The 13,140-nt window shown below is 58.4% G+C and carries 12 protein-coding genes and 1 tRNA gene; 8 read left to right on the forward strand and 5 right to left on the reverse strand.

The window, feature by feature from the left end; translation table 11 throughout:
* Positions 1-119 precede the first annotated feature (119 nt).
* On the reverse strand, positions 120-1,004 hold the full coding sequence (dapA, locus tag QO005_RS02655) for a 4-hydroxy-tetrahydrodipicolinate synthase (protein ID WP_307156395.1): 885 nt from the start codon (positions 1,002-1,004) through the stop codon (positions 120-122).
* A gap of 474 nt (positions 1,005-1,478) precedes the next feature.
* On the opposite strand from dapA, the gene QO005_RS02660 reads away from it, so the two are divergent.
* Together QO005_RS02660 and QO005_RS02665 are read left to right on the forward strand one after the other, a co-directional pair.
* A complete protein-coding gene (locus QO005_RS02660; protein ID WP_370877994.1) occupies positions 1,479-3,491 on the forward strand; it encodes a lytic transglycosylase domain-containing protein in 2,013 nt (670 codons plus the stop codon).
* Positions 3,492-3,581: 90 nt separating this feature from the next.
* Entirely contained in the window at positions 3,582-4,448 is an 867-nt protein-coding gene (locus tag QO005_RS02665) for an alpha/beta fold hydrolase (protein WP_307156396.1), read from the forward strand.
* 258 nt (positions 4,449-4,706) lie between these two features.
* On the opposite strand, the gene QO005_RS02670 is transcribed toward QO005_RS02665, so the two are convergent.
* Both QO005_RS02670 and QO005_RS02675 read right to left on the reverse strand, forming a co-directional pair.
* Positions 4,707-5,747 carry a porin gene (locus QO005_RS02670; protein ID WP_307156397.1) on the reverse strand — a complete coding sequence of 347 codons (1,041 nt, stop codon included), beginning with the start codon at positions 5,745-5,747 and terminating at the stop codon, positions 4,707-4,709.
* Between the two features lie 136 nt (positions 5,748-5,883).
* Complete coding sequence (locus QO005_RS02675) at positions 5,884-6,939, reverse strand: porin (RefSeq protein WP_307156398.1); 1,056 nt, start codon at positions 6,937-6,939, stop codon at positions 5,884-5,886.
* A 589-nt stretch (positions 6,940-7,528) separates the two neighbouring features.
* Here QO005_RS02675 and QO005_RS02680 point away from each other — a divergent pair.
* Positions 7,529-7,619, forward strand: a tRNA-Ser gene (locus QO005_RS02680).
* Positions 7,620-7,679: 60 nt separating this feature from the next.
* Here the strand turns inward: QO005_RS02680 and QO005_RS02685 are convergent.
* Positions 7,680-8,897 carry an NAD(P)/FAD-dependent oxidoreductase gene (locus QO005_RS02685; RefSeq protein ID WP_307156399.1) on the reverse strand — a complete coding sequence of 406 codons (1,218 nt, stop codon included), beginning with the start codon at positions 8,895-8,897 and terminating at the stop codon, positions 7,680-7,682.
* Between the two features lie 195 nt (positions 8,898-9,092).
* Between QO005_RS02685 and QO005_RS02690 the strand changes: the two genes are divergently transcribed.
* The 3 genes from QO005_RS02690 (at position 9,093) to QO005_RS02700 (ending at position 11,429) form a co-directional block, all read left to right on the forward strand.
* Positions 9,093-9,440 carry a hypothetical protein gene (locus tag QO005_RS02690; RefSeq protein ID WP_307156400.1) on the forward strand — a complete coding sequence of 116 codons (348 nt, stop codon included), beginning with the start codon at positions 9,093-9,095 and terminating at the stop codon, positions 9,438-9,440.
* Between the two features lie 119 nt (positions 9,441-9,559).
* A complete protein-coding gene (locus tag QO005_RS02695) occupies positions 9,560-9,967 on the forward strand; it encodes a PilZ domain-containing protein (protein WP_307156401.1) in 408 nt (135 codons plus the stop codon).
* Between the two features lie 343 nt (positions 9,968-10,310).
* On the forward strand, positions 10,311-11,429 hold the full coding sequence (locus QO005_RS02700; protein ID WP_307156402.1) for a pyridoxal phosphate-dependent aminotransferase: 1,119 nt from the start codon (positions 10,311-10,313) through the stop codon (positions 11,427-11,429).
* A gap of 123 nt (positions 11,430-11,552) precedes the next feature.
* Here the strand turns inward: QO005_RS02700 and QO005_RS02705 are convergent, their stop codons facing one another.
* Positions 11,553-11,819 carry an SEL1-like repeat protein gene (locus QO005_RS02705; protein WP_307156403.1) on the reverse strand — a complete coding sequence of 89 codons (267 nt, stop codon included), beginning with the start codon at positions 11,817-11,819 and terminating at the stop codon, positions 11,553-11,555.
* Between the two features lie 426 nt (positions 11,820-12,245).
* Here QO005_RS02705 and QO005_RS02710 point away from each other — a divergent pair, with 426 nt between their 5' ends.
* A complete protein-coding gene (locus tag QO005_RS02710) occupies positions 12,246-12,587 on the forward strand; it encodes a DUF2147 domain-containing protein (protein WP_307156404.1) in 342 nt (113 codons plus the stop codon).
* Between the two features lie 363 nt (positions 12,588-12,950).
* Positions 12,951-13,112 carry a hypothetical protein gene (locus QO005_RS02715; protein ID WP_307156405.1) on the forward strand — a complete coding sequence of 54 codons (162 nt, stop codon included), beginning with the start codon at positions 12,951-12,953 and terminating at the stop codon, positions 13,110-13,112.
* The last annotated feature ends 28 nt before the right edge of the window (positions 13,113-13,140 follow it).

Consider the following 13,140-nt stretch of genomic DNA (forward strand, 5'->3'; position numbering starts at 1 on the left):
GAATTCTTCATGGCGAGGATGCGTAAGCATCTTCGAGCCTTGGTATTATGTAGTGCAAGGCTACACTCGAAAAAAGAGCCGCCACAACCAGACAGCTCTTTTCCATGTTGCACCAGACCTTAATTCAGGAGCCCGGCATGTTGCAGGGCGGCATCGATTGCCGCTTCGGTTGCGGGTTCCAGCGTGGAGAGCAGCGGCAGGCGGCTGGTGCGGCCCATGCGGCCCAGCCGATGCAGCGCATATTTCGCACCGCAGAGGCCCGGCTCAAGGAAAATCGCCTTGTGCAGCGGCATCAAGCGATCCTGGTAGTCAAGCGCGGTCTTGTAATCGCCAGCCGCCATGGCGGCCTGGAACTCGGAACAGAGGCGCGGCGCGACATTGGCGGTCACGGAAATACAGCCAACACCACCATGGGCGTTGAAGCCCAGCGCTGTCGCGTCTTCGCCGGAAAGCTGGATGAAATCCTTGCCGCAGGCCTGGCGCTGTTCGGACACACGCTCGATCTTGCCAGTAGCATCCTTGACGCCGACAATGTTCTGATGCGCCTTTGCCAGCGCGCCCATCGTGTCCGGGCTCATGTCGATGACCGAACGCGGCGGAATGTTGTAGATGATGATCGGCAGGGAAACCGATTGCGCCACGGCGGAAAAATGGGCGAACAGGCCCTTCTGCGTCGGCTTGTTGTAATAAGGCGTCACCACCAGCAGCGCATCGGCGCCCGCCTTTTCGGCATGCTGGGCAAGATCGATGGCTTCGACGGTATTATTGGAGCCCGCACCTGCGATCACCGGCACCCGCTTGTTCGCCACCTCGACGCACAGTTCGACGACACGTTTATGCTCGGCATGGGAAAGGGTCGGCGATTCGCCGGTGGTGCCGACCGGCACCAGGCCGGAACTGCCCTCCCCGATCTGCCATTCCACATGCGCGGCAAAGGCCGCTTCGTCGATTGCTCCGTTATCCGTGAAGGGGGTTACCAGTGCGGGAATGGATCCCTGGAACATTCTAGACTCCTGACGGCCACCTGATGCAAAGGCCGTATCTTCCACCAAAGCGCATGCCCAAAGGTGCCAGCCGGTTTTCGGGAAGGATGCGCAACACAATAAACCGGAGCAAAGCCGGCGATTCCTCCCCGTGCCATATCTCCATAAACGCGGACATTACTGCCGAGATCAAAGCCATACAAGCGCGCTTTAGCGGGTTTTCAACCTTGCAGGACCCGCAATTGCCGTATTTTGCTGTGAAAGACGCTCCCACTCCCGGGAAGAACGGTGTCCATGAAGCATTGTCTTTCGTTGCAATCATCAAGTCAGGAAAAAGCCCGGAGGGTCTTTTCATTGAAACACGGGATTGTCAGCACTATGGTAAGCTTTCGTTAAGCAGGCTGAACGCTAATGGAAGGCATGCAGTTTTCATCCGAGAGACCAATGATGAGACGGTCCTTTCCGCTCAGCACCGCTTTATCGCTCTGCCTTGTCATGCTGACCGGCGGCTCAGTTGGCTTTGCCGCGCCGGATATGCCGCTGCCCGCCAACCGCCCACCCTCATTAGGCGCGAGCGTCTCCACCACAGACGTCACCGGCTCTATTCCCCGCACCGTGCCGCAGCCGGTGCAGGCGTCAGCCCTCAAAGCCGGGCTGGATGCGCTTTCGGATCGTGACGGGCTGAAGGCGCTTGCGATCCGCGATTCCATGCCGAACGGGCTCGACCGCCACATGCTGACCTGGTCGATTGCCATGTCCGGCCTGCCGGGCATTCCCTCTGCCGAAATTGCCCGCGCCCAGCGCGAACTGGCGGGTTGGCCGGGGCTTTCGGCCTTCCGCTCGAATTCGGAAAAGGCGCTTTACCGCGAAAATCCGGAGCCCGGTGCCGTGATCGCCGCCTTTGGCGGCACACGGCCGGAGACGACCGAAGGCACGATCATCCTGGCGCGGGCCCACATGACGCAAGGCGATCAGGGCAAGGCCGCGCAGTTGATCAAGCCGCTCTGGCGGAAAGAGACGCTGGATACAGCGACGGAAGACCGGATCCTCAAGGAATTTGGACCGCTTCTGTCTGCCGCCGACCATAAGGCCCGCATGGACCTGTTGATGTATCGGGGCCGCACCAGCCAAGCCAAACGCTTTGCAGGTCTCGGTCAGGCGCAATCGCTCTATGCTGCCTGGGATGCGGTGCTGAGCAAATCATCGCGCGCGGTGGCGCTGATCAAGGCCGTGGATGCGCGTTGGGCCTCCGACCCGGCGCTGCTCTTTGCGCGGATCGAATATCAGCGGCGGCAGGAAAATTATGAGGAAGCCGCCAAGCTTCTGATGCAGGCGCCGCGAGATCCCGCACAACTGGTCAATCCTGGGGAATGGTGGAACGAGCGGCGGATCGTGGCGCGAGGCCTTGCCGATGATGGGAAGTTCCGAGCGGCCTATCAGGTCGCGGCGCGCCACTCGGCCACCGATCCCGTCGATATCGTTGATGCGGAATTCCACGCGGGTTGGTACGCGCTGAGAGGTTTGAACGATCCGCGCACGGCCAGTCAGCATTTCCGCCGCATTCTCTCCGCCTCCAATCGACCGCTCTCTGCCTCGCGGGCTTACTACTGGCTGGGCCGTGCGGATGAAGCGCAAGGCAATAGCGCCGCCGCACGGGAAGATTTTGCCAAGGCGGCGGATTATCCCGGCACCTTCTACGGACAACTGGCTGGTGCGCGGCTGAAACGGACCCGGCTGGATATTCGCTACCCCTCCCCGACGCAGGAAGAGCGCAGCCATTTTGCCAATCGGGAGGCTGTGGAAGCCATCGATCGCTATGAGGCGGCGGGGCATGGCTGGCGTGCGGCGAGCCTCTATCGGGCGTTGGCCGAACAATTGGACAGTCCCGGCGAACTGGCGCTGCTGGCGGCCAAGGCCGAACGCGCGGGCAATCATCAACTATCGCTGCAAATCGGCAAAACCGCCTATGGCCGTGGCATCAACGTGCCCGCCCTTGCCTTCCCGGTCGGCGTCATTCCCGCCAGTGCCAATATATCCGGCTCCGGCAAGGCGCTTGCCTATGCCATCGCCCGGCAGGAAAGCGCCTTTAACCCGGCAGCGGTTTCAGCAGCCAATGCCAAGGGCCTGCTGCAACTGATGCCGGCCACCGCCAAGGCGGTGGCGCAACGGCATGGGCTGGCCTTTGCGCCGGACAAACTCACCCAGGATGCTGCCTATAACGCAACGCTTGGGGCGCATTATCTCGGCGAGCAGATCGACGCCTTTGGCGGCTCCTATATCCTCACCTTCGTCGCCTATAATGCCGGGCCGAAACGCGTTCCGGAATGGATGGGCCGTTATGGCGATCCGCGCGGCATGCCAATCGATGACGTTGTGGACTGGATCGAGCGCATCCCCTTCCCTGAAACCCGCAGCTATGTGCAGCGGGTCATGGAGAACTATCAGATCTACAAGACCCGTCTCGGCCAGCAGCCCGATATCGAGCACGACCTTCGCTTCGGACGGTAGGGCGCGCCCGGCAATGCGCCCCTTGACGTCTCTTTTCTTCTGCCGAAACATGACGATGAACGTTGCGGCAGAAGAAAGGTCAGTTATCTGATGGAAGAGCAGATCGACGTGCAGGATACATGGGTGAAGACAGCGGATGGGCTAACCCTCTATCTGCGGATTTATGGGCGCGACAGCGCTCAGCCACCCGTGGTCTGCCTGCCGGGACTGACCCGAAACCACCGCGACTTCGATGGCCTGGCCAGGTATCTGGCCGCCGCACCCTTTCATCGGCGGGTGATTGCCATGGATTCCCGCGGTCGCGGCAATTCCGATCGCGACCCCGATCCGGCCCACTACAATCTCTGGCAGGAAACCCAGGATGTGATGGCCGCGCTGGATCAGATAGGCGTGCAGCAAGCCGATTTTATCGGCTCTTCCCGGGGTGGACTGATCCTGCATCTGCTGGCGCCGGTGCGCCCTGCCCTGATCCGTCGGATCGTCCTCAATGATATCGGTCCGCGTATCGATGCTGAAGGCCTTCAACACATCAAGGCCTATCTTTCAGAGCGCCCCACCCTCAGGTCTTGGGAGGCTTGCGCCAACTGGCTTCGAAAAATCCATGGAGCGGCTTTTCCGATTCTTAACGCTGATGACTGGGATGAGATGGGCCGGGCGATCTATCGCGAAGACGGAGGACACTTCAGCTCCGACTATGATGCAGCCATTGCATCGCAAATCACCGCCATCGATTTCGATAAGCCCATTCCTGAGCTTTGGGAACAATTTGAAAGCTTGCGTCAATTTCCCCTGCTCATCATCCGCGGGGAACACTCCAGGCTTCTTTCAAAGGCGACCTGTGCGGACATGATCAATCGCCATCCCGACGCGCGGGAAATCGTGGCAACGGGCCAAGGTCATACCCCTGTGCTGCATCTCGATCCTCTCGCAGCAACGATTGGCCATTTTTTGGCTTGATGTTTGGTCACATGCTTAGAGCGCCGATCTGATGGAATCAGATCGGCGCTCTAACATTTTATTTTTAAAGCATAATTTTATCGATCCTCGTTTCACTCCGGTCGAATTATGCTCTAAGACGCGACCTGCCAGATCATAGAGGCAATGATCTGACGGTAAACATCTGGCCGAATGCCCGTTTTCGGCCTCTCCAGATTGAGACCTGAAAATGCAAAAAGCCCGGCACAATGGCCGGGCTTTCCGTAAGCTGTTCTGGAATTAGAACGAGCGCTCGAGGCGAACGAAGCCGAGCCAAACGTCGTCGTCACCAGACCAGTTGTGGTTTTCGTACTGAGCGGAAACCTTGGTGGTCAGACCTTCAGCCAGCTTATAGTCAACCGTCAGACCAGCTCTCCAGATGTCGCGACCGAAGTATTCGCCACGGCCGTCAACTTCGGTTTCACCCCAGTACTGAGCGCCGGGGGTCAGGGTCAGCTTGTCGGTGATCTTTGCAGCGTACTGAGCAGCAACGGTCCACTTGGCAAGGTCATAGTAAGCCGAAGCGCCGGTGGAGTAGATGGCAGCAATGCCAAATTCGCCCGGGCCAACTTCAGCCGTGGCCAAACCACGAACGGCACCGTCGTTCGTTGCGAAGTCCCAGGAACCGAGCAGGTTGGCGTTGATCACGCCGAACGTGCCACCAACCTGAGCTTCAAGACCAACGCGGCTGTTCTTGCCGTAGGGGTCGTAGCCGATGGCGAGGTCGCCGGTGCGGCTGTAGAAGCCGGTCAGCTCGTCAACAGAGCCGTATACGAAGAAGTTGTCGGCCTTGTACTTGTAGGCGATCGAGTTCAGACGGTTCGAACCGATATCGTCGGTCTCACCGGAGAGATCGCTATCCCAAGGGTTGTAGAATTCACCGATCTGGAAGCCACCAACCTGAATGAAGGCTTCGTCGAGTTCGAGGCTACCGCCGTTTTCGTCAGCCCAGGTACGAACGGTGATCGTGGAACCGATCGTGCCGAGTTCGGAGTCGTTCTTGGCGTCGAAGGTCACCAGACCGCGCGTACGAGCGTTCCAGTTACGGTCATCGCCGAGGCTGTTATCGCTGGCGCCCTGAACTTCAAAGCGGACATAGCCCTTGATGCGCAGGCAGGTTTCCGTGCCGGGGATGTAGAAATAGCCGGTGCCGAAGGCGTCGCAAACGCGGACATATTCAGCGGGTTCCGGGGCAGCGGCAACGATAGCATCGGCAGCCTGCGCGCCGGAAACTGCTGCCAGAGCAGCAGCGGAGCCGAGAAGAAGGCTCTTCATATTCATGTTTGATCTCCAGTTTGTCGTTTAGGAAATAGAGAAGAACTCTCTATGAACCGCTCTTGCTGTTTGCCCCCCGGCATATAGACCAGGCCCCGTATCCCGACGGGGCCTGGCCTTATTCTTATCTCCTAAGAGATAATTAGAACGAACGCTGCAGGCGAACGAAGCCAGACCATACGTCGTCGTTGTTGCTCCAGGAATGATCCTGGTACTGAGCGGAGACCTTCGTGGTCAGGCCTTCAGCAAGCTTGTAGTCGAGGGTCAGACCACCCTTCCAGATGTCGCGACCGCCGTAATCACCGGACGTGCTGGTGATTTCGGTGTTGGCAAAGTACTGAACGCCAGGCGTCAGGGTCAGGCGATCGGTGATCTTTGCAGCGTATTCAGCGGCAATGGTCCACTCAGCCTTGTCGTAGTAGGCAGAAGCGCCGGTCGAGTACAGGCCGGCAACGCCGAGAACACCCGGGCCAACATTGGCGGTAGCGAGCAGACGCACGGCACCGTCGTTGGCAGCAGCATCCCAGCCGCCGAGCAGGGTTGCGGTAACCGGACCGAAGGAACCACCGATCTGGCCTTCAACGCCAACGCGGTTGTTCTTGCCATACGGATCAGCAAGACCAGTGGTGAGGTCACGCGTACGGCTGTAGAAGCCGGTCAGCTCGTCAACAGCGATGCCAGCGAAGAAGGCGTCGGACTTGTAGTTGTAGGCGATCGAGTTCAGACGGTTCGAACCCAGGTCGTCGGTTTCGCCGGACAGACCCGTATCGAAGTAGTTGTAGAAGGAACCAACCTGGAAGCCAGCAACCTGGATGAAGGCTTCGTCGAGTTCGAGGCTGCCGCCGTTTTCGTCAGCCCAGGTACGAACGGTGATCGTGGAACCGATCGTGCCGAGTTCGGAGTCGTTCTTGGCGTCGAAGGTTACGAGACCACGCGTACGGGCGTTCCAGTCGCGGCTACCGGACCAGGAAGAGTCGCCGTCATTGCTGTTGCCCTGAACTTCGAAACGGACATAGCCCTTAACGCGAAGGCAGGTTTCGGTGCCCGGGATGTAGAAGTAGCCCGTGCCGAAAGCGTCGCAAACGCGAACATATTCAGCCGGCTCGGGAGCGGCAGCTACGATTGCGTCGGCAGCCTGAGCGCCGGATACTGCAGCGAGAGCGGCAGCGGAGCCGAGAAGAAGGCTCTTGATGTTCATATTGACCTCCAGTCAAGTTTCTTTGATCTGTTTACCGGCTGAAGGCAGCGTCCCCTGCCTCGTCCCCTGTGATCTGCGAAGTCGAACGGCCTCGATCGACTTCTGATGCTGAAAATACAAAAGGCTGCCGCCCATGCAATTGGCAAACACGGTTCCGGCCCTTTTCCAGCTACCCTTCCCGAAGCGATGTTGCTTAAAGGACACAAAGAGCCCGTCCGACGTCGTTAAATTTTTACACTTCGTTAAGAAACGCCTTCAAAAACAATAAATAAGAATGGCTGGCTTTCCTCGCGCCTGAAGTTGCCGACCTGGGGAAAACCGGGTGTGACCGATGATTCTGGCCTTAAAATCGACCTTGGACGGACATGACCGGACCGGCCCGCAGCAAAGCGAACCGGTGCGAGGCGCCATTTTCGCCTGTGGACCTGTCGCGAATCTGGACAGCGATTCTGCTTTTGCCTTTGCTGATTCCCTCGAAGGGGAGAGACTGAGCCCACGCAACCTCATCTGTGGAGACCTATCTTTTTCTCCGTTGAAAGAGAGAAAAGCGCTTGCAATCGGAGCGGCTTCACCCTAATCAACCCGCACCGGAGAGGTGGCCGAGTGGTCGAAGGCGCTCCCCTGCTAAGGGAGTATACGTCAAAAGCGTATCGAGGGTTCGAATCCCTTCCTCTCCGCCATAGACTTCAAGCGTTTAGCCGCCCATCGGGCGGCTTTTTTGTTGTCAGCCAGGAGGTTGCTCAGGCCAGAAGCTGTTTGAGATCGCTTTGCGGATCGGCGACGATCTGCTTGTCGGCGCTCAAGCCCTGGTCCAGCAGCTTCTTGGCGGTGACATAGGCTTTTGCATCATTGATCGCATCGACAGCGATCAGGCGATCCTGGCGATAATACCAGACAGAAAGACTTCCCTGACGCGTGCCTGCCCGGGTCAGCGTTTCATCATAACCGAGATTCAGTCCGGCGATCTGGAGTTTTGCATCATATTGATCGGACCAGAACCAGGGCTTCGGCTCATAAGGCTTGTCACCGCCAGCCACCATGGCGGCGGCGGCTTCGGCCTGATCCACAGCGTTCTGAACCGATTCGAGCCGGATGAGCGCGCCTTGATAGGGCAGCATGGCACAATCTCCCACCGCGAAGATATCGGGATCGGAGGTGCGCGCATGCGCGTCCACGACAATACCATTCTGCACGGCAAGCCCGGCCTTGCGAGCGAGCACGTCATTGGCCGTAACGCCGATGCCTGCGATGACGAGATCCACCTCGATGACGCTGCCATCGGAAAGCTCGGCAGCCACCACCCGCTCTGCCTCGCCGATCAGGCGGGAGAGACCGGTCTTTTCCCGTATGGTTACGCCATGGCATTGATGCAGCGCGCGCACCGCATCCGCCGTTTCCGCAGCTGCGACCCTGGCGAGAATGCGCTCCGCCATTTCGATCACCGTCACCTCCAGACCGAGATGGCGGGCAACGGCTGCGGCTTCCAGGCCAATATAGCCGCCGCCGACGATCAGCAGGCGCGCGCCCGGCCGCATCACCGTGGCAAGCCTGTCAGCGTCCTGCTTGTCTCGCACGGTGTAGACACCCGCAAGATCGCCACCCATTGGCGCGGGAAGCGTGCGGGGAGACGCGCCCGTGGCCAGAACCAATGTTTTATAAGAGAGTCGCTCGCCGTTTTGCAGGCACAGTTGGCGCTGATCCCGGTCGATCTCCTCCACCCAGGTGGAGAGCCTCAACTCCACACCATTCTCTTCATACCAGGAGAGAGGGCGCAGCAGCAGCCGGTCGAAACTCATCTCGCCCAGCAGATATTTCTTGGAGAGTGGCGGACGCTGGTAAGGCGGTTCCGGCTCAAGGCCAATCATCGTGACGGGTGCTTCATGGCCCAGCTGGCGCAGCCGGTTTGCAAAAGAAAAGGCAGCCTGACCGGCGCCGATGATGATGACTGGATCCGCCATAAAGCCTCCGCGGGCTTGCGGCCCGGCAATCTCGTTTTGAAGCAGGCCTATCCAGTCCAGCCGGGAGCGTCAAGCGGCGGCGACCCAGCGACTTTCCATGAAGTTGCAAAATGCAATTTTAACGGCGAATGAAGATAAAGCATTAGGAAAGCTGCTGTAAATTAAGGTCATGGCACGAAGATTCAGGAGGGTGTCATGTCATTGCAGACAGTTCCCAATGCCAAGAAGACGATCCCGCGCGATCAGGTGTTTCAAAAATTCACAGTGGATCGCCCCGGGCGTATCATCTTTGTTGGTCATCATCTCAGCACTCGCACCACGGTGCGCTGCCTGATCCGCACCATCTCGCTGCATGGCGCGGAGCTCGAGGTGAGCCGTTACCTGCCGGTGCCGAAAAACTTCTATCTGGAAATCCTCGGCATTCGCGATGAAATCGGCTGCACACTGATGCGCCGCGAGCAGGAAAAGGTGGTGATCGGTTTCAACATGCTGATCGATGCCGAATTCCTGCACCATGTGGTGAAGCTGTCTTTTGAAATTTGAGCCTGTCGCCACCGTCCCGAAATCGGCGAATTGCGTAAAATGCAGCACATATTATTTGCCTGAATGCAAGAGATTGCAGCCAAAGTGATCATCATCCCATTCCTTTTCATGGAGATGCCATGCTTCCGGGAACGCATCTGGCGACTGTGACGTCTGAAATGTATGAGCGCCGCTGGGAGCGCTATTATGTGCGCCGTCCCGCGCGCATCATGGCGGTGCGGCCAGGCCTGAGCGGCATCACCATGCGCAGCGCCACCGTGCTGGATATTTCCCGCGGCGGCGCCGGGATCGAGATGGATACGGGCATCGGCCTGCCCTCGCATTATTATCTGGAAATTCTCGGGCTTGCGACGCGCATCGGCTGTGCGGAGGTTTATCGCAACGGCAACCGCGCCGGGGTGAAATTCATCATGCCGATTTCCGAGCAACTGCTTCAGCGCATCATCCGCACGGATTTCGTGATGGGTGGCAACAAGGAACAAGGGCAAAAGACGGTACAGCCCGGAACAGGCCGCCTGCAGCGGTAACAGCCTGGAGCATTTCCAGGAAAAGTGCAATCGCGGTTTTCCGTCCGGAAATGCGTAAAAGCAATCACCTGGGACACGTCCGGTGAACCCATGTTCACCGGACGTGTCCCAGGTGATTGTGAGGTCGATTTCGACCTGTTAGAGCGTTTCAGTGTTTCACGGAAACATCGAAACGCTCTAACTCTTTGTTTTTACGAATTTCCGAACGGAAAACCGGCTTCCCCTTTTCCTGGAAATGCTCTAGGAATGCCGGTCTTAAACCCATAGCCATCCGATGCCTTGGGGCATGGTGGTGGTTCAATTCCAGGCGGGGCGTCTTCGCCCTGGTCTAAGTCCGGTTGCCATGTCCAGTCAAAGCTTTTGCCGTTTCACGCCGCTCATCGCATCTCTTCCCTCCACCGTGCCCTTTGTGGGACCCGAAGCCATCGAACGGCAGACGGGCAAGGCGGTGCTGGCGCGGATCGGGGCCAATGAGAGTGGTTTCGGTCCCTCACCTCGCGCCATGGCAGCACTGAGCGAAGCGGCGGCTGACATCTGGAAATACAACGATCCGGAGAATCACGCATTGAAGATGGCACTTGCCGCCCATCACGGTGTAAAACCGGACAATCTTGCCATCGGCGAGGGCATTGACGACCTGCTGGGGCTGACGGTGCGGTTGGTCATCGAGCCCGGCCTGCCGGTGGTTACATCCTTCGGCGGGTACCCCACCTTCAATTTTCATGTGAACGGCTTTGGCGGGCGGCTGGTCACCGTGCCTTATCGCGATGACCGCGAGGATCTGGATGGCCTCCTGGAGGCCGTGAAGCGCGAAAATGCGCCGCTCGTTTATTTCGCCAATCCGGACAATCCCATGGGCAGTTGGTGGGATGCGACCGATGTGGTGCGTTTTGCCCGCGCCCTGCCGGAAACGTGTTTGCTCATCCTCGACGAAGCCTATGGTGAGACGGCGCCGGCCAACGCCATTCCCCCGGCGGATGCATTGATCGATCTGCCGAATGTGCTGCGCATGCGCACCTTCTCGAAGGCCTACGGGTTGGCGGGGGCGCGGATCGGCTATGCCATCGGCATGCCGGGAACGGTTTCGGCTTTCGACAAGATCCGCAATCACTTCGGCATGGTGCGCAGCTCGACAGCGGCAGCGCTGGCGGCACTCTCCGATCAGGCCTATCTGCGGCAGGTCATCGGCAGAATTGCCGTGGCACGGGAGAGAATTGCGGCAATTGCCACGGAAAACGGGCTCACCGCCCTGCCCTCGGCCACGAATTTCGTGGCCATCGATTGCGGGCGCGATCAGCCCTTTGCCCGCGCCATCGTCGATGGCCTGATGCAGCACGGGGTTTTCATCCGCATGCCGGGGGTCGCCCCGCTCAATCGCTGCATTCGCGTCAGCGCAGGGCTGGAGCCCGATCTCGATCTGTTTGCGGAAAGCCTGCCCAAGGTGCTGGCGGCGTTGAGATAAGCGGCTTACAACGCGCTACAGCGCCGTGCGCCATGTATGGCGCACGGCGCTGTAGCGCTTTAAATCTGCTGCATAATTTTATCCTTAAATCCGATTCCGATTTCAGGAATTATGCAGTAAAAATCAATGAATGGTCATCCATTCCCGCGCTTCGCGAAGCGCTTCGGCAAGTTCGTCCTTGCGCATGGCGCTGGCCAGATCGGCGCGCAGTTTGGCCGCCTTGTCGCAGCCCTTGATGGCGGCGATGTTCAGCCATTTATGGGCGGCCACAAGGTTGCGGTCGCAGCCCTTGCCGGTGGCATACATCAGCCCCAGAACGCGGTAGGTATCGGCCTGGCTCTCGCCTTTCCCGGCGATCTTGCTCTCGGTCATCATGTCCAGCTTTGCCATTGGATCTTCCTGTTTGAATGCTGGCGGGGGAGCCGCTCTTCCGGCGGCTTACCCCGCAGATTTCATCTCGCCTGTCTTGTTTTTATTCGGCAGGTTTGCCCTGCGCTTCTTGAAACCCATCATGCCACCGCCCTGCCAAGATCCGCTTAAAATCCATGATTAATGCTCTGAAAACACTGTGAAAACCTTTTGTAAACCTGTATTGCCAGCCAGCGTAGAGGCCCTGCAATCCCGGGGCTTTCGGTTAATTTTACCGGATGTTCACGGGTTTGGATTAAGCCTTTGTTCACCACGTTGGCGGTTGGGCTGCACCCTTCTGAAACAGGAACAGGGAAAATTCTTACGCTTACGTGCGCGTCATTTACTTTTCAAACCGCCTGCCACAAGATGCGGCTCCGATATCATCGGAGGAGAAGGAGGAAACCCATGAAACACTTTGCAGCCGTTGCGGCGCTCATCACAGCCCTTGCCGCCGGAAGCGCGTTTGCCGCCGAGCCGATCGAGGGCAACTGGAAAACCGCCAGCGGCGAAACCGCGGCCATTGGCATCTGCGGCAAGGATTTCTGCATCACGCTGAAAACCGGAAAGCATGCAGGCAAGATGATTGGCAAGCTGGCCGGTACCGGCGCAAGCTATAAGGGCGAGATCACAGATCCCACCAACGACAAGACCTATACCGGCTCCGCCGAAGTCTCCGGCACCTCGCTGCAATTGAAGGGCTGCGTTCTGGCGGTTCTATGCAAGAGTCAGACCTGGACGAAGCTCTGATCCCTCACACTCCGTCCAAGAATCGCCGCTGGCCGTCTGCAAATGGCAATTTCTGCGCTTCCGGTACTCACGTACGTTAGAGCATAATCCGACCGGAGTGAAACGAGGATCGGCAAGATTATGCTTCAAAAATAGAAGCTTAGAGCGCCGATCTGATTTAATCAGATCGAAAAGCGCTCTAAGTACGCTCCGTTCCGGTTCTCGAAATCACTATTTTCGCCAGGCCAGCAGCAATTCTTGAACAGACTGTCAGGCCCGGGGCCATCCGGATATGGCTTGGCCCCAACCAACCCGCGTACTGGCAACAGCTTCGCACCAGCCCGATTGTTTTATGATAAAACAACATTCAAGGGGGATATGCCGATGATGCCTGTAGCGATTCGATTGACAGCCATTACTGCGCTGATGGCCGTGTTTGCCGTGTCCTTTTCCACGCTGGTGCTCAATCACAACCGGCCTCTTCGCCATGGCCATGGCGGCGGCTTTTCCGCGATCCTGAGCGATAACAGTGGCAAGGCGGGATAGCTGCTTCTGAAGAGACACCTGTCGTTTG

Source organism: Allorhizobium paknamense (genome assembly GCF_030815125.1).
Lineage (GTDB): Bacteria > Pseudomonadota > Alphaproteobacteria > Rhizobiales > Rhizobiaceae > Allorhizobium > Allorhizobium paknamense.

Bases quoted from the DNA above. Each gene is read 5' to 3' on its own strand.
- QO005_RS02700 (WP_307156402.1), top strand. From the start codon at position 10,311: ATGTCCAGTCAAAGCTTTTGCCGTTTCACGCCGCTCATCGCATCTCTT.
- QO005_RS02665 (WP_307156396.1), top strand. From the start codon at position 3,582: ATGGAAGAGCAGATCGACGTGCAGGATACATGGGTGAAGACAGCGGAT.
- QO005_RS02705 (WP_307156403.1), bottom strand. From the start codon at position 11,819: ATGGCAAAGCTGGACATGATGACCGAGAGCAAGATCGCCGGGAAAGGC.
- QO005_RS02675 (WP_307156398.1), bottom strand. From the start codon at position 6,939: ATGAACATCAAGAGCCTTCTTCTCGGCTCCGCTGCCGCTCTCGCTGCA.
- dapA (WP_307156395.1), bottom strand. From the start codon at position 1,004: ATGTTCCAGGGATCCATTCCCGCACTGGTAACCCCCTTCACGGATAAC.
- QO005_RS02715 (WP_307156405.1), top strand. From the start codon at position 12,951: ATGATGCCTGTAGCGATTCGATTGACAGCCATTACTGCGCTGATGGCC.
- QO005_RS02660 (WP_370877994.1), top strand. From the start codon at position 1,479: ATGCTGACCGGCGGCTCAGTTGGCTTTGCCGCGCCGGATATGCCGCTG.
- QO005_RS02690 (WP_307156400.1), top strand. From the start codon at position 9,093: ATGTCATTGCAGACAGTTCCCAATGCCAAGAAGACGATCCCGCGCGAT.
- QO005_RS02670 (WP_307156397.1), bottom strand. From the start codon at position 5,747: ATGAATATGAAGAGCCTTCTTCTCGGCTCCGCTGCTGCTCTGGCAGCA.
- QO005_RS02710 (WP_307156404.1), top strand. From the start codon at position 12,246: ATGAAACACTTTGCAGCCGTTGCGGCGCTCATCACAGCCCTTGCCGCC.
- QO005_RS02685 (WP_307156399.1), bottom strand. From the start codon at position 8,897: ATGGCGGATCCAGTCATCATCATCGGCGCCGGTCAGGCTGCCTTTTCT.
- QO005_RS02695 (WP_307156401.1), top strand. From the start codon at position 9,560: ATGCTTCCGGGAACGCATCTGGCGACTGTGACGTCTGAAATGTATGAG.